At 42.4% G+C, this 23,886-nt stretch carries 23 protein-coding genes; 21 read left to right on the forward strand and 2 right to left on the reverse strand.

The genetic code is table 11. The features are described from left to right. Positions 1-8: 8 nt before the first annotated feature. The 3 genes from KPL72_RS15605 to purU all read left to right on the forward strand — a co-directional run bounded on the left by KPL72_RS15605 (position 9) and on the right by purU (position 4,658). Positions 9-3,041 (forward strand): sarcosine oxidase subunit alpha, encoded by a 3,033-nt coding sequence (locus KPL72_RS15605; RefSeq protein ID WP_219703603.1) that lies wholly within the window; start codon positions 9-11, stop codon positions 3,039-3,041. After that, entirely contained in the window at positions 3,034-3,687 is a 654-nt protein-coding gene (locus KPL72_RS15610; RefSeq protein ID WP_219703604.1) for a sarcosine oxidase subunit gamma, read from the forward strand. The genes KPL72_RS15605 and KPL72_RS15610 overlap by 8 nt, the downstream gene beginning before the upstream one ends. Before the next feature lie 104 nt (positions 3,688-3,791). Next, a complete protein-coding gene (gene purU, locus KPL72_RS15615) occupies positions 3,792-4,658 on the forward strand; it encodes a formyltetrahydrofolate deformylase (protein ID WP_219703605.1) in 867 nt (288 codons plus the stop codon). Positions 4,659-4,715: 57 nt separating this feature from the next. On the opposite strand, the gene KPL72_RS15620 is transcribed toward purU, so the two are convergent. Beyond that, positions 4,716-5,405: a DUF3800 domain-containing protein gene (locus tag KPL72_RS15620; protein ID WP_219703606.1), complete on the reverse strand. Its 690-nt coding sequence runs from the start codon at positions 5,403-5,405 to the stop codon at positions 4,716-4,718. Positions 5,406-5,687: 282 nt separating this feature from the next. Between KPL72_RS15620 and KPL72_RS15625 the strand changes: the two genes are divergently transcribed. Then, on the forward strand, positions 5,688-6,566 hold the full coding sequence (locus KPL72_RS15625; protein ID WP_249422294.1) for an alpha/beta hydrolase: 879 nt from the start codon (positions 5,688-5,690) through the stop codon (positions 6,564-6,566). On the opposite strand, the gene KPL72_RS15630 is transcribed toward KPL72_RS15625, so the two are convergent. Next, positions 6,563-7,309, reverse strand: a complete 747-nt coding sequence (locus tag KPL72_RS15630) for a helix-turn-helix transcriptional regulator (protein WP_219703607.1) — start codon at positions 7,307-7,309, stop codon at positions 6,563-6,565. The genes KPL72_RS15625 and KPL72_RS15630 overlap by 4 nt on opposite strands. A gap of 79 nt (positions 7,310-7,388) precedes the next feature. Between KPL72_RS15630 and KPL72_RS15635 the strand changes: the two genes are divergently transcribed. From KPL72_RS15635 to KPL72_RS15715, 17 genes are all read left to right on the forward strand, one after another. Then, positions 7,389-7,841, forward strand: coding sequence for a GyrI-like domain-containing protein (locus KPL72_RS15635; RefSeq protein WP_219703608.1), 453 nt, complete (start codon positions 7,389-7,391; stop codon positions 7,839-7,841). A gap of 140 nt (positions 7,842-7,981) precedes the next feature. After that, positions 7,982-8,410 (forward strand): BLUF domain-containing protein, encoded by a 429-nt coding sequence (locus tag KPL72_RS15640; RefSeq protein WP_219703609.1) that lies wholly within the window; start codon positions 7,982-7,984, stop codon positions 8,408-8,410. Between the two features lie 173 nt (positions 8,411-8,583). After that, on the forward strand, positions 8,584-10,323 hold the full coding sequence (gene dld / locus KPL72_RS15645; RefSeq protein WP_219703665.1) for a D-lactate dehydrogenase: 1,740 nt from the start codon (positions 8,584-8,586) through the stop codon (positions 10,321-10,323). A gap of 154 nt (positions 10,324-10,477) precedes the next feature. Next, positions 10,478-11,971, forward strand: coding sequence for a carboxypeptidase M32 (locus KPL72_RS15650; RefSeq protein WP_219703610.1), 1,494 nt, complete (start codon positions 10,478-10,480; stop codon positions 11,969-11,971). Between the two features lie 602 nt (positions 11,972-12,573). Then, on the forward strand, positions 12,574-13,368 hold the full coding sequence (locus KPL72_RS15655; protein WP_219703611.1) for an alpha/beta hydrolase: 795 nt from the start codon (positions 12,574-12,576) through the stop codon (positions 13,366-13,368). Further along, complete coding sequence (locus tag KPL72_RS15660; protein ID WP_219703612.1) at positions 13,365-13,670, forward strand: hypothetical protein; 306 nt, start codon at positions 13,365-13,367, stop codon at positions 13,668-13,670. Before KPL72_RS15655 ends, KPL72_RS15660 begins: the two co-directional genes overlap by 4 nt. 27 nt (positions 13,671-13,697) lie before the next feature. Next, entirely contained in the window at positions 13,698-14,450 is a 753-nt protein-coding gene (locus KPL72_RS15665; protein WP_249422295.1) for a gluzincin family metallopeptidase, read from the forward strand. Between the two features lie 745 nt (positions 14,451-15,195). After that, the gene (locus KPL72_RS15670) at positions 15,196-16,467 is read left to right on the forward strand and encodes a DUF6602 domain-containing protein (protein ID WP_219703613.1); all 1,272 of its coding nucleotides are present in this window, start codon (positions 15,196-15,198) and stop codon (positions 16,465-16,467) included. Positions 16,468-16,556: 89 nt separating this feature from the next. Further along, positions 16,557-16,880 carry a hypothetical protein gene (locus tag KPL72_RS15675; protein ID WP_219703614.1) on the forward strand — a complete coding sequence of 108 codons (324 nt, stop codon included), beginning with the start codon at positions 16,557-16,559 and terminating at the stop codon, positions 16,878-16,880. A gap of 388 nt (positions 16,881-17,268) precedes the next feature. Beyond that, positions 17,269-18,534, forward strand: a complete 1,266-nt coding sequence (locus tag KPL72_RS15680) for an SIR2 family anti-phage-associated protein (RefSeq protein ID WP_219703615.1) — start codon at positions 17,269-17,271, stop codon at positions 18,532-18,534. Continuing rightward, positions 18,531-20,369, forward strand: a complete 1,839-nt coding sequence (gene herA / locus KPL72_RS15685; RefSeq protein ID WP_219703616.1) for an anti-phage-associated helicase HerA — start codon at positions 18,531-18,533, stop codon at positions 20,367-20,369. Before KPL72_RS15680 ends, herA begins: the two co-directional genes overlap by 4 nt. 171 nt (positions 20,370-20,540) lie before the next feature. Then, positions 20,541-21,032: an MSMEG_1061 family FMN-dependent PPOX-type flavoprotein gene (locus KPL72_RS15690; RefSeq protein WP_249422296.1), complete on the forward strand. Its 492-nt coding sequence runs from the start codon at positions 20,541-20,543 to the stop codon at positions 21,030-21,032. 175 nt (positions 21,033-21,207) lie between these two features. After that, positions 21,208-21,696 (forward strand): 2-thiouracil desulfurase family protein, encoded by a 489-nt coding sequence (locus tag KPL72_RS15695; protein ID WP_219703617.1) that lies wholly within the window; start codon positions 21,208-21,210, stop codon positions 21,694-21,696. Further along, positions 21,693-22,238 carry a nucleotidyltransferase family protein gene (locus tag KPL72_RS15700; RefSeq protein WP_219703618.1) on the forward strand — a complete coding sequence of 182 codons (546 nt, stop codon included), beginning with the start codon at positions 21,693-21,695 and terminating at the stop codon, positions 22,236-22,238. The genes KPL72_RS15695 and KPL72_RS15700 overlap by 4 nt, the downstream gene beginning before the upstream one ends. Positions 22,239-22,319: 81 nt before the next feature. Beyond that, entirely contained in the window at positions 22,320-22,472 is a 153-nt protein-coding gene (locus KPL72_RS15705) for a hypothetical protein (RefSeq protein WP_219703619.1), read from the forward strand. Positions 22,473-22,583: 111 nt separating this feature from the next. Beyond that, the gene (locus KPL72_RS15710) at positions 22,584-22,988 is read left to right on the forward strand and encodes a DUF1801 domain-containing protein (protein ID WP_219703620.1); all 405 of its coding nucleotides are present in this window, start codon (positions 22,584-22,586) and stop codon (positions 22,986-22,988) included. Between the two features lie 162 nt (positions 22,989-23,150). Beyond that, positions 23,151-23,885, forward strand: a complete 735-nt coding sequence (locus tag KPL72_RS15715) for a spermidine synthase (RefSeq protein WP_219703621.1) — start codon at positions 23,151-23,153, stop codon at positions 23,883-23,885. Position 23,886 lies beyond the last annotated feature (1 nt).

A 23,886-nucleotide genomic window follows, 5' to 3' on the forward strand; every position in this document is an offset into this window, starting at 1 on the left:
GGGATAACATGACACAAGATTTGAGTAAGCAGTCTAATCGTCTTCAAGAAGGCGGACGTATTGATCGCTCTAAGCCGCTAACTTTCACCTACAATGGCAAACAATATAAAGGCTTTGACGGTGATACGCTGGCGTCCGCTTTGTTGGCGAATGGTGTTGATATTATCGGCCGGAGTTTTAAATACAGCCGTCCGCGTGGCATTGTTGCCGCTGGTGCTGAAGAGCCAAATGCGATCATGCAAATTGGTTCTACTGAGGCGACGCAAATTCCAAACGTGCGAGCGACTCAACAGTCTTTGTATGCTGGTCTGGTGGCTAGCAGCACCAATGGTTGGCCGAATGTTGAAATGGATTTGATGGGGTTAGTGGGGAAAATTGGTGGGAAAATGATGCCGCCAGGTTTTTACTACAAAACCTTCATGTACCCAAAATCCATGTGGGAAACGTACGAGTCTTATATTCGTAAAGCAGCAGGTCTTGGTCGCGCACCAAAAGAAAATGATCCAGACATCTACGACAAGATGAACCAACATTGTGATCTCTTAATCGTGGGTGCTGGTCCAGCTGGTTTAATGGCCGCATTGACAGCGGCTCGCTCTGGCGCTCGAGTGATTATTGCTGATGAGCAAAGTGAGTTTGGTGGTAGCTTGTTAAGCAGCAAAGAAATGCTTAACGGTAAGCCTGCGGCAGAATGGGTCAAGGACGTGGTTCAAGAGTTGTCTGGTTTTGATGATGTATTGATGCTGCCTAATTCTCAGGTGAATGGTTATCACGATCATAACTTCTTAACCATTCAGCAGCATTGTACGGACCAGTTTGCAGACCGTGCGCCGAATGGTCAAATTGCTCAGCGTTTGCATCGTGTACGAGCGAAATGGGTTGTGTTAGCGACCGGTGCTCATGAGCGTCCTTTGGTTTATGGTAACAATGATGTGCCTGGTTGCATGGTCGCTAATGCTGTGTCGACTTACATCAATCGTTACGGCGTGGCTCCTGGTAAAGATCTAGTACTAATGACCTCCAATGACAACGCTTACCGCGCAGCGTTAGATTGGCATGATGCTGGTCGCAATGTGGTGGCGATTGTTGATTCTCGTAAGAATCCTCAAGGTACCTTTGTGGATGCAGCACGTGACCGTGGTATCAGTATCATTGTTGGTTCTGGTGTCATTGAAGCACATGGCAGCAAGCGCGTATCGGGTGTATCTATTGCACCATTGAACGATGCAGGCGATGCGGTTGTCGGTCCTATCATTAAGATGGCGGCTGATACTGTTGCAACCTCTGGAGGATGGAGTCCAGTGATTCATTTGTCTTGCCATACTGGTGCCCGTCCAGTGTGGAATGATGAAATTTTAGGTTTTACGCCAGGTGCTACCTATCAGAAGCAATTAACTGCAGGTGCGATTAATGGTGCGTTTTCTACCGCACAAGCTTTGTCTGAAGGTGTGAAAGTTGCATCTGATGCCTTGTCTCAGTTGGGATTAGCTAAATCAGACGTGGCATTGCCAGAAACTGAAGTCGTCGAAGAGGGCAAAGCCATGGCTTTGTTCCATATTCCACATACAAAACCAACATCAAAAGCGCCTAAGCAGTTTGTCGATTATCAAAATGATGTCACAGCAGCAGGTATTGAATTAGCGTGTCGTGAAGGTTTTGAGTCTATCGAGCACGTTAAGCGTTATACCGCCATGGGCTTTGGTACGGATCAAGGTAAGTTGGGTAACATCAATGGTATGGCGATTGCGGCAAAAATGCTCAATCAAACGATACCTCAAACAGGTACGACTATTTTCCGTCCTAACTACACACCAGTTACTTTCGGTGCGATTGCAGGACGCGATTGCGGTGAGTTGTTCGACCCAGAACGCTATACGGCAATGCATGCTTGGCATGTTGAGCACGGCGCGAAGTTTGAAGATGTGGGTCAATGGAAGCGTGCTTGGTATTACCCTAAAGGCAACGAGACGATGCAACAAGCATTGGATCGTGAATGTTTAGCGACTCGTAAGTCTGTAGGGATATTGGATGCCTCTACACTGGGTAAAATTGATATCCAAGGTAAAGATGCTCGTGAATTCCTTGGTCGTGTTTACACCAATGCGTGGGCGAAATTACCAGTAGGTAAATGTCGTTATGGCTTGATGTGTGGCGAAGACGGCATGGTATTTGATGACGGTGTGACATCTTGTTTGGCGGAAAATCATTTCTTAATGACTACCACGTCTGGCGGTGCTGCACGCGTTCTGTCTTGGTTAGAAATTTATCATCAAACTGAATGGCCTGAATTGGAAGTGTATTTCAATAGTGTGACGGACCATTGGTCAACCATGACAATTTCTGGCCCGAATAGCCGTAAGTTGTTAGAAAAACTGACGGATTATGATGTGTCAAAAGAAAATATGGCCTTCATGGATTGGAAGCCTATGACGGTTGCTGGCGTACCAGCCCGTGTGTTCCGTATTTCCTTTACTGGTGAGTTATCTTTTGAGATTAACGTACAAGCCAACTATGGCTTACATGTTTGGAAGGCACTATTTGAACATGGTGAAGAATTTAATTTAACACCATATGGCACGGAAACTATGCACATCTTACGTGCAGAAAAAGGCTTTATCATTGCAGGTCAAGACACTGATGGTTCCGTACATCCTTTTGATCTAGGCATGTCATGGGCTGTCTCTATGCAAAAACCATTTAGCTTTATCGGTAAGCGCGGTATGCAGCGTGAAGACTGTGTTCGTGAGAATCGAAAACAGCTTGTTGGCTTGAAAACGATAGACCCTAAAGCAGTATTACCAGAAGGTGCGCAAGGTGTACTTGATCCGAAGGCGCCAGTTCCAATGCCAATGGTTGGTCATGTGACATCAAGTTACTGGAGCGCGAACTTGAATCGTTCTGTGGCAATGGGTTTTGTAAAAGGTGGCTTAAATAAAATGGGTGAGAGAGTCTTTTATCCATTGGCAGATGGCCGTGTTATTGAAGCTGAAATTTGCAGTCCAGTATTTTTAGATCCAAAAGGGGAGCGTCAAAATGTCTGATGTCACAGTAGAAGCAATGGAAGGGAAGTTGGTGACAGATCAACTTCCAACAGGCGCTATTGTAGGTGAAAGCCCTCTGCATCACTCTGATCTTGCTAGTATTGCTAAGAAAGGGCCGCAGCAAGGTGGCGTGCACTTTCATGAGCGTAAATTGAAGGGGCTGTTAACTCTGCGTTGCGCACCTTCAGCAGAGCAACTAGCAGTGATTGAATCTTTATTGGGTGTGGCTTTGCCAATGCAGCCGTTGACTTCAGTAACGACTGACGCGATTTCAGTGCGTTGGATGTCTCCCGATGAGTGGCTCATTATTGTGGCGGGTGAGCAGGCTTTTGAAATAGAAACTCAATTCCAAGAAAAGCTTACTGGGCATTATGCATTAGTGAATATTAGTGGCGGCACAACCATTCTCGATGTATCTGGCAGTCATGTTGTTGATATGTTGAAAAAGTCTACACCGGTGGATTTACATGCGAGTGAATTCCCTGTTGGTAAAGTTGTGTCTACGGTATTTGCTAAAAGTGGGGCGACTATTTGTCGTCTGGCTGACGACAAATTTGAATTGGTCGTACGTCGTAGCTTTGCAGACTATCTCTGGTTATGGATTCAGGACGCGAGTCGAGAATATGGCCTAGTGGTAAAAGCGTAACTTTTTCTCATTCACTTGTGTTAATTCACGGTTTTGGTTGGCCACTTTCTAGTGGTCAGCCGTTTTCGTGACGTAAAAAACTTAAGATAATAAGAGACTATTTTATGAAATCAAAAACCGCGCCTTGGATTTTTACTGCTAGCTGCCCAAGCATAATAGGAACGGTCGACGTAGTAACTCGATACATGGCGCAAGCCGGTAACTATGTTGATGAAATTCACTCTTTTGATGACCGCGAATCAGGTCGTTTTTTTATCCGCATAGAATTTTTGCCACAACATGCTGATTTCCATGAAGACGTGTTTAAAACTGAGTTCGCAGAACGCGCTGCTGAATTTAATATGGATTGGTCGTTAACCGCACCAAACCACAAACCAAAAGTCGCGATCATGGTGTCGAAATACGATCATTGCTTGAATGACTTATTATACCGTTTTCGTACTGGGCAATTGAATATTGATGTTACTGTCATTGTTTCCAACCATCCTGATTTAGAAGACCTTGCTAAATGGCATGGTATTCCTTACTACCATTTGCCTATTACCGCTGAAACTAAGCTAGAGCAAGAAGCGCAAGTTCGTGACTTGATTGAAAAATATGACACTGAATTGGTGGTATTAGCACGTTACATGCAGGTGCTTTCTCCAAGCATGTGCGAATACCTAGATGGCCGCGCAATCAATATTCATCACTCGTTATTGCCAGGGTTTAAAGGCGCTCGCCCTTATCATCAAGCATGGGAGAAGGGGGTGAAAATGGTCGGTGCAACCGCTCACTATGTGAACAACGACCTCGACGAAGGCCCAATTATTTCCCAAGGTATTCAGGTAGTAAACCATGCGCATTACGCAGAAGACTTGATCGCGAAAGGGCAAGACATCGAACGTGTTACCTTGTTTAACGCTGTGAAATGTCACGTTGAAAAGCGTGTTTTCTTGAATGGTAAACGCACCGTGGTATTTGGCGGCTAATCTGCTTATCGAGCAGCAGATTACTGAAAGTAAAAGCCGCTCCAAAGAGCGGCTTTTTTACACACTTACATGCAAGCCGTGTTGAACGCCACCAAAATAATCAAACTTATTTTCAATCATTTCAAAGAATTGATTATCTTGTTTTTCATATTTTCTGAATATGGCGTAAGCGACTAAGTCTGCGAGTTGAATTAACCTAGTTGCATAGCTATCTATAAAAACGGGAACATCAGCCATATTGCGTAATTTCCCCCATTCGTGTCCATCTATTTTGAATTCTGTAGCGAGTGCTTGAATAGGGGCTTCTTTGCTACTTTTGTCAAAGAGAATTAGCCCTCTCTGGGGATTTTTGAAATGGGTATGTTCCCTTGCTAAGAAATGATCAAAACGAGTAATGAGTTGCTGAAAGGTACTGTAAACCCGATCTTGTGGGGATATTGCCCCTTTTTTAACAACGGAAGCAATCACTCGATAGTATTTGCCATCAATTAAACGTAAGGCATCTTTAATTGCGTTGAGCCGATCTTCTTTATCAAATTTTCGCCAAAACTTTCTGCCAGACAGCATTGGCGCTCCATGAAGCTCAACAGAATTGGGATCTTGATTATTAAACCGAGCTGCTATTTTATCTAGCTCTAGAGATAGCCAATGTGATTTTCGTTCAAATACTGTTATTCCAGCAAGAACAAAATGTTCTTGCTCAGCTCCACCGGGGGTTCCGGATTCATCCGCATAGAGTAAAAACATTCTTAATCCTTAAGAAGTTGATTGTCTAAGGGAGTATATTGGAATTATGAAGAACAAAAAAGAAGGCGGGGGAAAGAGCTAGCGCTCAGCGCACCGCATTAAGGCAGCCCGCCAATCTTAGTTGTTTCCAACCGCATATAACATCTTAGGTAATATACTTTGATAGTTCAATCATTTGATGATTTCTGGGTGAAAATTAGAGTGTAAAAATTCTAGTCTATTTTTCTCTTCGCTGCGTATCACTAGAATTGAGTTCATTTTAAGAGAAGCAAGAGGTCAATTTTGAGGATAGCAAAAGTGTGTGTGGCACTGAGTTCTTTATTACTCGTTGCCTGTACTAAGGTTGGGTTAGGCGTTGCCAATTTGCCTAATGCATTCAGTGATACTGAAACGACAAAAGATATCGCTTATGGCACTGAGCCTTGGCAGAAGTTAGATGTTTATGTCCCGCCTCATTCTTCGGGTCAATCTCTTCCTGTTGTTGTCTTCTTCTATGGTGGCAGCTGGAAGGATGGTTCAAAAGACATGTATCCCTTTGTAGGCGAAGCCTTTGCAAAACAGGGTTATATCACGGTCATTGCCGATTACAGCAAATATCCACAGGTAAAATTTCCGACCTTTGTTGAGGATGGTGCCAAAGCAGTTGCTTGGACCTATCGTCATATTGCCGAATATCAGGGCGACCCTAAACGCTTGTTTATAGCGGGACATTCCGCTGGTGCGCACATTGGCGCCATGGTGGTTGCGGATAAGCAATATTTGCAAGCCGAAGGCTTAACGCCATCTATTATCAATGCCTTTGCTGGCTTATCTGGTCCGTATGATTTTGTACCTTATGAAGAAGATTATATGGACATGTTTGGCCCACCGGAAAACTACCCAAATATGCAGGTAACGACGTTTATTGATGGTAAAGAGCCGCCAATGCTATTGCTTTGGGGCGCGGACGACACCATTGTGGGCAAAAGTAATATGGACAAATTGATTGCAAAAATACACGCCGAGCAGGGTGCTGTAGAAAGCAAAGTCTATGAAGGAGTCGGTCATGCCGATATGGTATCTAGCCTTGTGTGGTTTTTGAAAAGCAAAGCGCTCATCCTATATGATGTAAACAACTTTTTTCAGCGCTATGGGGCGAATGCTATAAAAGTGGAAGATTAAAGTGTACTGACATTTTGCTTGGTCAGGATAGCGTTGAAATCTTTTAACGGTCTTATCGTAAACTCTTGCGGCAAAATGTCTGCCTTCTTGATGCGATCATAGCGAAAAATACGTACGTCGTTACGAAGGTGGTCCCATGCCAACAGATACCATACGGGAAACCCAAGGTACAAATAATGGGCTTCAATGTCGCGCTGTGTTTCTTGGTCATGAAAGTCTTGGTAAACAATAGACAAACGTTGATTAAACAGAAAGGCGCTATGTAGGGTTTCAATCGTTGCTTTTGTTTCCTGTTTTTTCATACTGAAAGACTGTAAAACGTATGGTGATGCTTGCTCGCCAATGTGAATTCGCTGGCGTAGCTGGTGGATTTTTTCTTTTTGCCTAGGTGAAAAAGAAGCCATCAGCTTATGACGAACTGTATTTATATTCCCCATGAATAAGGTTGGTCCCATACTTTCAGCAATGGCCAGACTGATGAGCACATCGATAATTTCTTGGCTTTCTAACGATAGTCGCCCGACACCCCAATTACGATGAAGTTTGATACCGCCGCCACGTCCTTTATCCGCTTCAATAGGCAATCCTCGCTCCCGTAGAATTCCAATATCCCGAAATAAGGTGCGCTCGCTGACATTCAGCTCCGCCGCGATAATTTTGGTCGTGAGAGCTTCTTCTGATTTTAGAATGGCGGTTAATTGTTCTAATCTATCTAGGCGATCTTTGGCGTTGGCTCTATTCATGATTTTAATGTGACATAAAGTGTCATAGATGTCGATATAGTGGATCTATTCCTAAACAAGTCGATTTTTGGAGATAAAAATGAAGCAATTAACGCTAGATGAAAAACGCATAGTGGGTTTAAGCGTACGAACGAATAACGTTAGCGAAATGCAGTCAGAAACCGCAAAGATAGGCGCCTTACATCAAATCTTTGCACAAAAAACCACAGTAAATTATGAAAAGGGCGCTTGTTTATATGGCGTGTATTATCAGTATGAGTCAGATTATACGGGCGATTTCAGCGTATTAGTGGGAGCAGAACCAGACTATGTTTCGTCAAAGGCAGAACTAGAACATGTTGACCTTTCTGCTGGTGAATATCTTGTCTTCTCCGGCGAAGGGGAAATGCCGCAAGTGGTGATTGATGTGTGGGGAGAAATTTGGCGTTATTTTAGCAGTTCCGATTGTGTTTATTATCGCGCTTATACGGCAGATTTCGAATGTTATACCAGTGAAAACAGCGTCGATGTTTATATTGCTGTTAAGCCTTAAAAAAATAGAGAAGCAGGTGGAATTAAATTAGATAAAAAACGTATACAAAAATTACTTAAATCCACATTACTTTTGTATAGAAAAACGATAGCCTCAATTTAAATGGTTTATATATTTATTCGATATAAAAAGGGCTTAATGTGGATTTAGTTCGACTTATTTATACTAGCACCATTACCGAGCAATTTGAGGTGGAAGACATTGCCCGCATTCTTAAAGTGGCACGAGTCAATAATAAAGCCCTCAATGTGACTGGCTTGCTGTCTTTTAACAGGCAGTTCTTTCTTCAATGTTTAGAAGGAACACGCCAAGACGTGAATCAGATCTATCATAAAATCGCGACGGATTCCCGCCATAGAAAGCCTGAAATAATAGATTATCAAGAAATCTCCCACAGGGAGTTCGATAGCTGGAATATGGGCTATTTACAAAATACAGAAAGCCTTCGTGAGCTATTTTATCAGCATACAAAAAGCATCAGTTTCGACCCATATAACATGAATGGTGAGCGTGCTTTGTCTCTATTGCTGGATATCAGAGATGAGATAAAACGGGCAGAATCACAATGATAATCTAGGGAATATGCTCTTCGAAGTTTATGTAACTCTCTCCTTACATAAGCATTCTTTATGAAGTTGATACCCAATTGTGTGGTTGGAGTGTTTTTTACAGTGTGTTCAGTTTAGTATACTGGCCTCTTTTCCCGACACGTTGTGAAGTAGCCTCTATGACAGAAAACAGTATGACGGACACCAATTCCAGCTTCGATTTGGCCGCTGAGCTAAAAGCCATAGTTGGCAGCCAATATACGCTAACCGATGAAGACAAGACCAAACCTTACAGCCAAGGTTTTCGTCTTGGTGGTGGTAAGGCGTATGCGGTTGTTCGTCCTGGTAGCTTGGTCGAAATTTGGAAATGTCTGCAAGCCTGTGTGAAAGCGGACGTTATCGTCATTATGCAAGCGGCTAATACTGGCTTAACGGGTGGTTCAACACCTAATGGCGCGGACTATGATCGTCCTATCGTGATCATCAGCACCATGCGCATTGACGACATTCAGTTGCTTGATCAAGGTAAACAGATTGTGGGTTTTGCGGGGAGTACCTTGTTCGGCTTAGAAGACACGCTGAAACCTTACGGCCGTGAGCCGCATTCTGTTATTGGCTCTTCTTGTATTGGTGCCTCTATCGTGGGTGGTGTCTGTAACAACTCTGGTGGTGCCTTGGTGCAACGTGGCCCTGCGTACACAGAAATGTCCTTGTTTGCCCAAGTCACACAAGACGGCGAACTGCAATTGGTGAACAACTTAGGCATTGAGTTGGGAAGTGATCCAGAAGAAATTCTGACCAATCTGCAAAACAAAACCTACCAAGAAAAAGACGTTCAGTTCCCAGAAAAACGCGGTTCTGACAACGAATACCACGAGCGTATTCGTGACGTAGACGCAGACACCCCATCACGTTTTAATAACGATCCTCGTCGCTTGTACGAAGCATCTGGTTGTGCGGGTAAATTGGCGGTCTTTGCCGTGCGTATTGATACCTTCCCGATTCCAGAAAAGTACCAAGTCTTCTACATTGGCACCAATGATCCTGCCGTTATGGAACAGATGCGCCGTGATATGTTATCTACCTTTAAAAACCTGCCTGTGTCTGGCGAATATATGCATAACAGCAGCTATGACATCAGTAAAAAATACGGCAAAGACAGCTATTTAGTGATCGATAAATTGGGCACTAAATACATCCCCAAAATGTTTGCGCTAAAACGTACAGTGGACAGATGGGCTGGAAAACTGAAATTCATGCCGTCTAAATTCTCTGACATCATGATGCAATACGCGAGTCAGCTGTTCCCAAATCATCTACCAAAGCGCATGGAAGATTTCCGTGAAAAGTACGAACATCATTGGATAGTGGAAACCAGCAACGATGGTGTGGCGGAAGCGCAAGCCTATTTAGAAAACTTCTTTAAAGACAACGAAGGTGACTTCTTTGCTTGTACCAAACGTGAAGCTGACCAAGCCATCTTGCATCGCTTTGTGACCGGCGGAGCATTGACTCGTCTTCATATAATGAATAAGAAAAAACTGGGTTCCATCATGACCATCGACGTGGCCTTCCCACGAAATGAGCGCGATTGGTTTGAAGAACTACCAAAAGACATCGAAGAAAAAGTCGCGGTGAAAATGTACTACGGTCATTTCTTCTGTCACGTCATGCACCAAAACTACATCATGAAAAAAGGCGTTGACGGCAAAGCGGTGAAGAAGCAGATTCTATCCAGCTATGACGCTCGCGGTGCAGAATACCCAGCAGAGCATAACGTGGGCCATGAATATGTTGCGAAACCAGCATTGCGTGAGTTTTACCAAAAAACCGACCCAACCAACAGCTTCAACTCCGGCATTGGCGGCACCAGTAAATTGAAAAACTGGCAAGAGCTGAGTGGCGAACACACAGGCTGTGGTTGTCATAAATAAGCGTTAGAACAAGAGTAAATGCAAAAAGCCGAGACGTTTCTTTAAAGATGTCTCGGCTTTTTTGTTTGAGGTGTTTCAATTTCTTTCAATGTAATAAGATAACTGAAATGGATACCGTTCTGGTTAATCAACACCACATAGGATGAAAACGACCATGTCCAACTACGACAAGTTAACGTCACACTACCAAACACTCAGCCATTTTAACCATGCTCAAGCCATGCTTGGCTGGGATGCAGCGGCAAATATGCCATCGGGTGGCAGCGAAGCACGTTCCAACGCCATGGCGGAATTATCGGTTCACATTCATCGACTATCGACACAACCCCAGCTAGAAGAATGGTTTGGTAACGCCGAACAAGAAACCTTAAACACAGAGCAAAAAGCCAGCCTACGTGAGATGAAACGCCAATGGCAGCAAGCCACTGTGGTTCCAGAAGACATAGTGCAGGCGCAATCCATCGCGGGTTCGAAATGTGAGCATGCTTGGCGTTCACAACGTCAAGAAAACGATTGGACAGGATTCGAAAAGAACTGGAAAGACGTCGTTGCCTTGTCTCGGGAAGAAGCAAAAATCCGTGGCGCTGCATTAGGTCTTACGCCTTATGACGCCATGCTCGACAAATACGAACCGGGCACCACAACTGCGTCGCTTAATACTTTGTTTACCGATGTGAAAACTTGGTTGCCAGAACTGATTGAAAAGGTTTTGGAAAAACAGAAATCTGAATCCATCCTATTGCCATCGGGTACTTTCTCTACCGCAACGCAAAAAGCCCTTGGTTTAGAAGTCATGAAGCTGCTGCAATTCGACTTTGATCGTGGTCGACTTGACCAGAGTGTGCATCCATTTTGTGGCGGTGTACCAAGCGATGTGCGCATTACCACGCGCTACGATGAAAAAGACTTTGTACAAGCCTTAATGGGCATCGTTCACGAAACGGGCCACGCCCGTTATGAACAAGGTTTACCCAAAGCCTTTGCTGGATTGCCTGTTGGCGAAGCCCGCTCCATAGGCATTCATGAATCTCAGTCGCTCTTCTTTGAAATGCAAATAGGGCGCAGCAAGCCGTTTATTTCCCACTTATCACGACTCTCTGCCGAAGCCTTCAACGCACACAACAACCCCGTCTTTGCCGAAGACAACCTCTACAAAATCTACACCCAAGTGGAAAAAGGCTTCATTCGTGTTGACGCCGATGAACTCACGTATCCCGCCCACGTCATCATGCGTTACGAGATCGAGCGAGACCTGATCAACGGCGTGATAGAACACACAGACGTACCGGCATTGTGGGATGAGAAAATGAAAGCCGCCCTTGGTATCTCCACCAAAGACAATTACAAAAACGGCTGCATGCAAGACATCCACTGGACAGACGGCGCATTTGGATATTTCCCAAGCTACACACTAGGTGCCATGTACGCCGCACAATACAAAGCCACCATGACGAACACCGTAGACTTCGGCTGTGATTTCGATATGGCCATCAAAAGTGGCGACCTAAACCCAATCTTCCAATGGCTAAGCGACAACATCTGGTCACAAGCTTCGCTTCACACCACAGATGAACTCGTCAAACGCGCCACAGGCGAAACCCTAAACGCCGCACATTTTAGAAAACACCTAGAAGGGCGGTATTTGTAGTCGGACTGTGCCTTCCCCTTTTACTTGAACTAAAGAGCCAAGGGGAAGGCTTTGACCCTGACTACCACCGCGGCGCTTGGAGCAAACTAAACACCACCGCTCGACACTGTCGTTTGACCTCGCTCTTGGCGTTCGCTTTGCTCCTCGCTACTGAACATAAACACCCCAAAATGTAGGGCACGNAACTCTTCCTTCCCTTTCTTCAAGGGGAGGAGCGCAAACTGTAGGCATCGTCATCCCCGCGAAGGCGGGGATCTATTTAAACAAGCCTCCGTAGTTATGGAAGTAAAGCAGACACCACCGCCTAGGCATTTGTGCTGCTCTATTAAAGCATATCTCAATTTGTAGTTCTCCATGAGCAGAGCGACTCTCAATATTTAAGAAACGCCTTGAAAGTGAAGCATTTTCAGACCTGTTAAGGTTTTAAAGATATCTTTCTTGTCGTTAAATTTCGCTATAAAAATACCTAGCAGATAATCATCACCCGTTTAATTATTGAATCGAGTATCGTTCTTTCTGTGTTGGTTATTGTTGAGAGTAAAGTATTACTTTATAGTGAAGCTTTAATATGCGCATAAAAGTTTTGTACATGGAGTGTTAGAATGAACAAGGGTTTAACTGTTTTTTTAGGTGGTGCAGGAATGAATGGGGGCTATCAATTAGATATGGTTGATAGTCTTAGGCAATCAGGGATTAAGGATTCGGTTTATGGTAATTATTCCGGCTGGTTTAAGGGAGTCGATCAAAAAATTCCAGCATCACTCGATACTCTAGGTGATGCCTCCGCAGTTGTTTTTTATAATCAAGATGAGAATGATCCTATTGCACTACAGCTCGTAAATACAAATGGTTGTAAAGTAGAGAGTAATAAAAGCGCATTAGGTTTAGTGCTGAGAAAGTATTCTGGTAAAAATACACAAGGTGAAGACTGTAATAAGTATATCATTAGATATGAATTGGAAAATAATAAAAAAATTAAGTTTTCTCTAGCTGAGTTAGAAATAAAACAGCTGCCACCTAAAGAGGGACAGTTTAACTTTATCGGTTATTCTTGGGGGGCTGTAATCGCAGCTCGAAGCGCTTTATATTATGCTAGAAGTCAGGTTAAAATTGATAACTTAGTACTTATTGGAGCACCGATAAATGCTAGTTTATTAATGGCAGTTAAAACTAATCCCCACATTAAAAATGTTCTTGTGATTAATCTTGATAAATACGGTGATCCTATTTATGCTGGTATGAGTGATGTTGAGCTAATAAGATCTGTTCCTGATCTTGCGTCCCAAATGAATAGAGGGAAAGGTGAAGGGCATTTTTATTACGCTTTAGAAGGTGGTGAAGGTGCTATTCGTCGTAAAATACTGGCGAAAAAGCTTTTTCAAGAGGGATTGAGATGATGTTTTTAATTCGAGCTTTATTCTTCTTAGAGTTTTTTTTATGTCTTGTTTTGTTTGTTTCAAAAAAAAATGATTGGATGGCCTTAAATGATCTAGCTATTATGAACTGGTTCTTTATTTTTTCTTATCCTATGGTTTTTGTTGTATTGGTTTTGATGGTGTTTGTGTTCTTTTTCGATATTTTAAAATTAATAAAAAATAAAGATAAAAAGTATATTTTTCTTGCCATGATAGATCTTTTTGTTCCTTTAGTAAGCTATCTTATTTTTGAAAGCTATTATAAATTGATTGGTAGTGTATAGAAATTTTGAAGAGTTATACTGTGGAATATGTTATTTGATGTTTTTGGGTGGGTGAAAAATAGGGCGGTTTTTCATCCGACCTTAAATTTAAGGAGGATTTTCGGAAAAGCCTTTGCTGGATTGCCTGTTGGCGAAGCCCGCTCCATGGGCATTCATGAATCTCAGTCGCTCTTCTTTGAAATGCAAATAGGGCGCAGCAAGCCGTTTATTTCCCACTTATCACGACTCTCTGCCGAAGCCTTCAACGCACACAACAACCCCGTCTTTGCCGAAGACAACCTCTACAAAATCTACACCCAAGTGGAAAAAGGCTTCATTCGTGTTGACGCCGATGAACTCACGTATCCCGCCCACGTCATCATGCGTTACGAGATCGAGCGAGACCTGATCAACGGCGTGATAGAACACACAGACGTACCGGCATTGTGGGATGAGAAAATGAAAGCCGCCCTTGGTATCTCCACCAAAGACAATTACAAAAACGGCTGCATGCAAGACATCCACTGGACAGACGGCGCATTTGGATATTTCCCAAGCTACACACTAGGTGCCATGTACGCCGCACAATACAAAGCCACCATGACGAACACCGTAGACTTCGGCTGTGATTTCGATATGGCCATCAAAAGTGGCGACCTAAACCCAATCTTCCAATGGCTAAGCGACAACATCTGGTCACAAGCTTCGCTTCACACCACAGATGAACTCGTCAAACGCGCCACAGGCGAAACCCTAAACGCCGCACATTTTAGAAAACACCTAGAAGGGCGGTATTTGTAGTCGGACTGTGCCTTCCCCTTTTACTTGAACTAAAGAGCCAAGGGGAAGGCTTTGACCCTGACTACCACCGCGGCGCTTGGAGCAAACTAAACACCACCGCTCGACACTGTCGTTTGACCTCGCTCTTGGCGTTCGCTTTGCTCCTCGCTACTGAACATAAACACCCCAAAATGTAGGGCACGATGCGAAGCGTGATCTGCCGTTGTTCGTAAACGCATAACTTTTAAATACTGCTGCCAAGTCTCTTCCCCTTTCTTCAAGGGGAAGACGGAAGATGGGGTTCAGAGCCTCCAACCTCATCAAGCATTAGGCAAACCAAACATCGCCGTAAACCGTCATGCCCGCGAAGACGAACAGTCATCCCGCTAGTATACATCGTCATCCCCGCGAAGGCGGGGATCAATCGCTCTGGCGTTTATATTGCTCGTGAAATCCCCCTAAAGTCTTATGGTCTTTCTGTATTTTTAATTGTATTGTCAGTTTATCGTAATGGATTAATTGGCTGATACAGGAACAAGATCAAAAATATCACGCTCAAACGATCAGAATTTAAAAGAGTGACACACCAAGTTTTTCTTAGTAAAAAAGAGTGATGGCAATATGGCGGAATACATCAGGGGTAAAAGCTAAAAAGCTTTACTAAAAATCCGACTAGATGGCTGCAAAACTGTTTTTGTTAGATCTTGATTTGGCTTGCGAAATCGGTGTGTCTATAGATGTTATGTTTTCCTCATAGGTGGCCGAAATGATAAAAAATGTCGCAGAATTATTGCAAGGCTTTATGAAAGAAGAGACAGCCAAGCTAAATGCGTACGAATTGAAACATGGTCCAACGATTGGAGATATGTATGAAGGTTTATCAGCAGACCTATTAAATCGAGCTATCCCACCACAGCTAAAATTACAAATCGTAGATGGGTTCATAACCGATGGAGATGAATTCCTATCTGGTCAAATGGATTGTATGTTAGTTCGCGGTGAAGGTGAGAAAATACCGTACACTAAATCGTTTAAATGGCACGTTAAAGATGTGCTAGTTGTATTTGAAGTAAAGAAGAGTCTGTACTCAAAAGATTTAATTAATTCATTTTATAAATTAAGGCAAGTTTCTGAAAGTTATTCTAAGTACCTATTTGAAGGAAAGCATAAGGAAAATAAAGCAATAGACTTATCCCCTTCCTATAGAACATTCTCTCAACTTACAGGGATTACAGCACCAAATTACCATAATAGAGAAACTCTCTCTAAAGAGAATGAATTAATTTATACCACCATTTTCATGGAGCAATTAATGCCCGTTAAAATTGTTCTTGGCTATAATGGTTTCTCTTCTGAATTTGGTTTGAGAGAAGGTCTTATAAAATTTTTAGAGGAAGAAGGTACTGGTGCAGGTTATGGTATCCCTGCATTTCCACAATTAATTATCTGTGGGGAACATTCATTGGTGAAGGGAAATGGAAGACCGTACTTATCACCTTTAAGGGATGGTTATTGGGATTTCATGTTTTCTAGCAAGGCAAACCCAGTACTGCTTATGCTTGAATTTATTTGGACAAAGATCTCGCTTGAGTTTGATGTAGGAATGCCATGGGGTGATGCTCTTGAAATGGAGGGACTAAATGAGTTTCTAAGAGCGAAAGCTGTTATTAAAGAAGATCAAGGTGGCTGGATGTTTAAGTATGATGAATTATCAAAAGATACTCTGGAATCCAGAACATCTTCTATCGAGTGGAATCCAGTCGAAGTTACTTCTTCTGTATACGCAATATTCCATCAACTAACTCAAAGTGATGTTTACACAAAAGAGCCTGATTTTATAGCGTTTGCAGAAAAAGAAGCGGGAAGTGTTAGTGAGTTTATAGACCAAATTACTTCTACTAATTTTGCAGCTTACGATGGTGAATGTTTGTCGTTAAACTCTGAAAATCTTATTGCCGCAGCATTACGGGATGGTCGTTTTGTCCTTGCTGAAAACAACTCGGGACGGTTTGACGTTTGGTTGGCGAGCAATTACTAGAAAATATAACAAGCGCATCAAGTCTGAAGCTACACATTGTCCGCAGCTTATGCGGGCGTTAGGTGAAATAATGATTTCGGCATCATAGTATGAACAAAGTTGATCGAGAAATTCTCGAAATCCTCAAAGATGTCTTTCAGCTAAGGCGAGTGCGCCCAATCGAATCTGATCACAATATTAGGATGTGGATGATACGAATGGCATTCACCGTATCTGTTTTCGGAATCCTTGGAAGGGTGGTAATGGGTTTTACTGGTCGCGAAATTCCAACTGAATATTCCGCAATGGTAAATACTCCGATTGCAATATTCTTTACGCTATTATTTCTTCACATTAACAATGAAGTTGAAGAAAGTAGTTTAATTATATTTGTACTTACTTGGGGGGCACTCATGCTTGGCCTGTATGTCTAGCGGTGGCTCACCTTCCGTTTCCGCGCTTCGCGTTACTACTCTGTCCGCATACACAAGCTTTATGCGCACAAGGAGTGAAGGTTGAGCCTTCTAGAAGAATTAGAATAGTTTCAACGAGAAAGAACGGAAGGGCTACCTTTTGAAAATCTTATTGAGTTTGAGTTGTGGGCAGAATTAGTCTCACCTCTACTTCAGTTTGATAAGAAATACTCCCATGAACTTGGCCGAAGAGTGACCGCAGTAACTGTAGCATTTTGTATTAGCAATGCCATAGATTCTGCTACCAACATGAACAATGTGATAATTAGGGTCAGATGAAAAATAGAGCACTTTTTCATCTTGTATCTGACCCTAAATTTAAAATTTACAATTAATTTTATGGAAAAAAATGAGCGACTTTATCTATCAAGGTAGTACTACGATTTCTGAGGAAGACTTTAAAAGTCACTTAGTCTCATTATGCCAATTAGAAAATATTGGTGTCCTTCTTGGTGCTGGTGCATCCGTAGGAAGTGGCGGTATGACAATGGAAGGTGTATGGCTTGATGCAATAGACTGTTCGCCTAATCTAACTGATGAATTACTTGCTTTTAATCTCATAACTCAAGAAAACATTAATAATAAAGATGTAAATGTCGAGCGACTTTTAGATCAAGTAACTCAATATTTATCTGTTTATAAAAAAACATCACTACCAAATAAAGATAGTTCTGAAGATCAACAGCCAGTCGATAGACTTCAAAAAATTCTGCTTTGTTTATATCAATCTGTAACTAAAGCCGCATTGTTGGTAGGGCGAGATGCTTTTGGAAATGAAAACATAGGATCACAAGAGAAGTTTCAATATCATCGAGAATTACTTGAAAAATTAATCTCGAATCGCCAACCTGGTCAAGCCGCTCCGATGCTTTTTACTACTAACTATGATCTTTCATTAGAGTGGGCAGCCGAAGAAATAGGTATCCAACTTGTCAATGGTTTTTCTGGACTTCATACGAGAACTTTCCAGCCCCAAAATTTTGATTTGAGCTTCAGAAATGTTAATGCAAAAGGTGAAGCCAGATTTGGACACTATCATGCTTACTTGCATAAATTACATGGCTCACTGTCATGGATTCAAGAGCATAACAGTGATATTAAAGAAATCCCCTCTGCTCTGGCTAAAAGTCGCTATATTGATCCATTGTTAAATGGAGAGCCTGTTTATGATAAGCAGTTCTTAATTTATCCAGGTGCGAATAAGTACCACCATACAATCGGCTTTGTATATGGCGAGATGTTTCGTCGGTTTAGTGAGTTCTTATCAAAGCCTCAAACAGCTATCATCATCAACGGATATGGTTTTGGTGACTACCATATCAATCGGATAATTCTAGGAGCACTACTAAACCCATCTTTACATATTGTTATTTTTTATCCTGAACTTGATAAAATCTCGGTAGATGCCGAAGGTTTAAGCGAATCTCAAAAGTGTATAAAAAAGCTTAAATCACTATCATTGAATCAAATTACAATTGTTGGTGGAGGTTCATCTGCTTACTTCGATTCATTTGTTAAATACATCCCGAAACCAGTCTTATTCCCTCGAGATACTTCAACGCAAGATCTCGTAGATGCGATCAATGATTTAGTTCAAAGTGGAAATCAAATATGAGCATTGAGACTATTGATTCTATTGGGTATGTGGTTGCTCTTGAAGGAACGAAAATTCGCGTTAACTTACTAGAAGGACATAAAGGTCAGTTAGCATCTCATAGACGCGGTATAAGTTCTGTTTCTCAGCCAGGTGATTTAATTGGATTAGATGCAGGTACTAATCTTGTGATTGCCAGAGTTACTGACATGGCATTTGTTGATCCTGATAAAGCCCACTCTTCGAATGTGGGGACGATGAATGTAATTGACACCCCTTTGAGGCAACTCATAGCGTATTCCATCGGCTATGTATGTCAGGATGGTGATAATCGAAAGTTTATTTCTGAGAGTTGGAAGCTACCAACGTTAGGAGCAAAAGCTATTCCACTATCGAGCGACTACCTAGTAACTATCTATGGTGTGAATGAAGATGAAAAGAATTCCACAGTTGAGCTAGGTCGAGATTCTAGGACAAAAACAACTAAAATTAATGCAGGCATCAACTCGCTTCTTTCTAGACATCTTGCCGTGCTAGGCAGTACAGGTTATGGAAAATCAAATTTCAATGCTTTGTTGTCACAAAGAATTCGTGGAAAATTCAAAAATTCTAGAATCGTTATATTCGATATAAATGGCGAATATGCTGATGCTTTTATTGGGCAAACGCGAGTTAAGGAGACAATCTTAGGAAGTGTTCCATTTTCTCCCGCTAAATTATTCCCGCCTTTAGCCGTACCACCTCCGCCTTCCGAAATTTTTGACGGTAAACACCCTGTTTATCATCGAATCCCCTATCAAGCATTTGGCTATGCTGGATTAATCAAGTTACTAAGACCAAGCGATAAAACGCAACTACCTGCACTACGAAATGCATTGAAATCACTCCATATGGTTTGTGCAGGCCCCAATAGCTCCATATGGACTGGAGAAACAATACCACCTTCTACAACTGCAAATTGGTTCGAGTTAGTTGATGACTGTCGACAAGATGGACAAGATCACTTAAGTCAGTGGTTGAAAAAGTTGAGAAGCAATGCACTTGGACATTTCCCAACTTGGCCTCCTTTTAAAGCGCTAGCTAACCTTGTTGCTGAGTTCGGATGTCAAGCATTCACACCTCAAGGCAAAAGCAAAAGAGATGCTTTTAGTTATGGTAATGTATTGCCATTAGTTAAGATTATCCAGCAACTCGTAGATGACCCTAGATTCAACAATGTAGTTAACTTATCTGGAGGACAAGTAATTACCAACCCAGTGACTATGTGGAATAAAGAAGTTGAAGAAGAAGTCGATTATATTTTTGGTAATAAATCGGGGGAACTGCAAGATTGGGATGTCCATATCATTAATTTAAAAAATATTGCAGACGATCATGCCCCAATGATTTTAGGCTCGCTTTTAGAAATGTACTCGGATGTATTATTTAAAAGAGGTCAAGATAAGAATTATCCAACTATGCTTCTTCTAGAGGAAGCACATCATTACCTTAGAGATCCTTTTGCAGAAGAAGGAACTCAACTTAAAGCATACGAAAGGCTTGCAAAAGAAGGGCGTAAATTTAATTGCTCATTACTTGTTAGTACACAGAGGCCATCAGAGTTATCTTCAACGGTTCTTGCCATGTGCTCGAACTGGATCTCACTGCGTTTAACTAACGAGCGGGACATAAATGCATTAAGGCATGCCATAGAAAACGGCAATGAACATACTCTTAGTGAAATTTCAGGTTTGCCTAGAGGTGACGCTATCGGTTTTGGTTCTGCATTCAACATCCCAATTCGTTTTTCCATAGATGAAGCTAAGCCGAAGCCTAAATCATCTGATGCTGCGTTTGCTACTATATGGTCTGAATGAAGAGCTTTGACTGGTTTGATAATCAGCACTAATCAAGCCCAGAGTAAACTAATACTCAAAAAATGCGCTATAGCCAAAGAACGCCGCAAAATACCGAGTAAGAACAGAACCGTTTTTTCGTTATACTCTGATTTCTTTCTGGAAGTTAAGCGCTAAGTATAAGGAGGTTTTATGTATCTTGAATCCGAAGAGCAGCTTAGAGAACTCTATGGTTATGCAAAAGGGCGCGCCAAAGATAAGCAGTTGCCTTCCTTAGAGCGCCACTCCAGTAACTTTCTCGCGCATTCTCCGTTCGTGACAATTTCTACCTACGCTAAATCCGGTTCTGTTGATTGTTCTCCTCGTGGAGGAAATCCGGGATTCGTGAAAATAATCAATGACAACTGCATTATTTTGCCCGATGGGAAAGGAAACAATCGGCTTGATAGCCTTGTTAATATCATTGAAACGGGGCAAATCGGGTGTTTGTTTTTGATTCCTGGTGTTGATGAAACGCTTCGAATTAACGGGCTTGCTCGTATTTCAACCTCTCCCGAATATTTAAACCTGTTTTCTGATGACAGAAACCCACCCAAAACCTGTATTGAGATCACCATCAAAGAAGTATTTTTACATTGCGCTAAAGCGTTAATGCGCTCTGAACTTTGGTCTTTAAAGGCGTAAATAGATAGGGCGGATTTTCCTACGATGGGAGCGATGATTAATGATCAGCTATCAATAAAGGATGATCCTGAAGCACAAGAAGATATGATTGCTCGATACAAACGAGATTTATGATTTTTATTTTTAGTCCTGTGTATTATTCTGTGCGGCACTTTGGTTTTTTACAGGAGTTCTAGTGGCAAAAGTACTGGTTAGTTCGTGTTTGGTTGGCAATAAAGTGAGATACAACGCCAGCTGTTTATCCATCCCTGAGTCTGATTTTTCTTGGCTTAGGTCGAATGCAGAACTGGTGGTTTTTTGCCCTGAAGTGTCTGCTGGTCTACCGACTCCAAGAGCACCCGCTGAAATAATCAAAGGAAGAGGTATTGATGTACTCGACGGCTCTGCAAAGGTTGTTGGGAACGATGGTGTTGATGTAACGGCTCAATTTGTGAGTGGTGCAAAGAAGGCTTTGGATCTCTGCCAAAAGCAACACATAGACTATGCCGTGCTTGCAGAAGGAAGCCCTTCATGTGGCAGTTCAAAAATATACGACGGTTCATTTAAGGGAAATAAAATCGATGGCGCAGGTGTAACCGCTACCTTGTTAGAGCGTAATGGCATCAAAGTATATAGCCAGCATACGATAGCGGAACTGCGAAGCCTACTAGAGATAGATAGATGAAGTTTAGCGATCAAGTCATTGAATGGATTGAATCTGATAGTGACCGAATGGAAGCGCTTGAGCTTGCTTCAACACTTGGTCTGAATGATTGGTGCTTGGCTGCTGGATTTGTTAGAAACTTGATCTGGGATAAGCTTCATGACAAAGAGGTTTTAACGCCATTAAACGACATCGATCTCATTTACTTTGATTCTGCTGTCATTGATGAAAATGCCGATCTTGATTATGAAGCAAGGCTTAAGGCGGTAAGTCGTTTTCCTTGGTCAGTTAAAAATCAGGCAAGGATGCATGTTCGTAACAATGATCAGCCTTATGTGTCGACTGCGGATTCCATGAGCTATTGGGTGGAAGTGGAGACAGCCGTCGGTGCTATTTTTGTTAAGGGAAAAGGGGTGAGGTTGGTTGCTCCTTTTGGTTTAGAAGCAAATTTTAATCATACGATTACGCTAAACAGTAAACGCCCGAAACCTAAAGATTTTAAGGAGAGGGTATTAGAAAAAGAGTGGTGTGATTTGTGGCCGAACCTCAAAGTGATTTCCTAGCCGCTAAGAAATATTATCTTCTCTATCTTTGCTGAGCTAAAATAGCGGCCTAATTCATACTTCAATACAAGAGATTTATAAATGACCGCATTTGATACCAAAGTGGAAGAGTTGATCGCTAAGCATCCCCATTTAACCAAGGATGAAGCCATCAAGATCGTCACTGAGAAAAATAACCGCAAGAAACAGAAGAGAAACGAAAGATCAAATAAAGGCAGTGAGAACAAGGGCTAGAAATACGCTCGGGTTTGATGGGTAGGATCAGATGAAGAATAGGGTGGTTTTTCATCTAAATCCAAAGCGGCCAGTAAGGTTTATGTTAATAACGCTAACTAAGGGAAGCTAATGAACAAGGCTGTCCAAATCCGCTTCGATGAATATCCAGAAAATGCTCGTATTCGCCTTGAAGAATTGCGAAGCCTTGTTTTTCGAATTGCTGCTGAGTTGGAGCTGGGTGACGTTCAAGAGTCTCTTAAATGGGGCGAGCCAAGTTATAGCGTCAAAGTTGGCAGCCCGCTGAGAATGGACTGGAAGCCGAGCTCACCAGATCATTATTATTTGTTCTTTCATTGCCAGACTAAGTTAGTCGATACCTTTAGAGAGTTGTATGGCGACGTGCTCGAGTTTCAAGGCAATAGAGCCATAGTGTTATCGTTATTTTCGCCTCTACCAGAAGCTACTATTAAGCACTGTTTAGAGCTGGCTTTAACCTATCACCAACGTAAACATTTGCCACTTCTCGGGGCGTGAAAGCTTCACATAACAAGTGCCTCCTTATCTTGCTTACAGCTATTTTTTCCACACATTAGACGCTATGTTTAATGTGTTTTTTCAAAAACTATAGCCATTTTCATCAGCCTCAAAAGTTTTTATGCGTATACTAGCGGCTCATTTACCCGTTTAGGATCATATATGTCGCTTCTGTTTGAAGAGCTGGACAGCCAAGAATCACCATTGGGTGAGATTTCCCTTCGTAAACGCCGCATTCCAGCCTTGGGTTATCGTGATATTTATGAAGTAAAACTCGGCGATGAGTTTTTGATGTCGAGTATGTTTGTCGCAGCGGAAGAGGCTCTGTCTACACTGGGCTTGGCGAAGGTGCAAGGCGAGCAGCTTAACGTCGTCGTGGGCGGCTTGGGTCTGGGTTATACTGCGGTTGCAGCGTTGGCCGACGAGCGTATTACCGAGCTATTGGTTGTGGATGCGTTAGAGACGGTGATTCATTGGCATCAACAAGAAATGGTGCCATTGGGGAAAGTGTTAAACGCTGACCCTCGTAATCGTTATGTATTAGGCAGTTTTTTTGATTTGGCAACAGCGCCTGAAACCGGTTTTGATCCGCAGCATGCGGGTAAGAAGTTTGATGCGATTTTGTTAGACATTGACCATTCGCCAACCGAATATCTGAATCCTTCCAATGCTGGGTTTTATAGCACGGCGAACTTGTCTTTAATGGCGCAGCAGTTGGTTGATGGAGGCGTCTTTGCGATGTGGTCACAGAATCCACCGGAAGACGATTTTATAGCTTTGTTGGGCACTGTATTTGAAACAGTGGAATCCCACTTAGTGAAGTTTGAAAACCCTTTTCAGGGTGGCTTCGCTACCAACTCTGTTTACGTGTGCGAACGTCCGATTCGAAAAGCCTAAT

This window comes from Marinomonas lutimaris (assembly GCF_019426345.1).
Classification (GTDB): Bacteria; Pseudomonadota; Gammaproteobacteria; order Pseudomonadales; family Marinomonadaceae; genus Marinomonas; species Marinomonas lutimaris.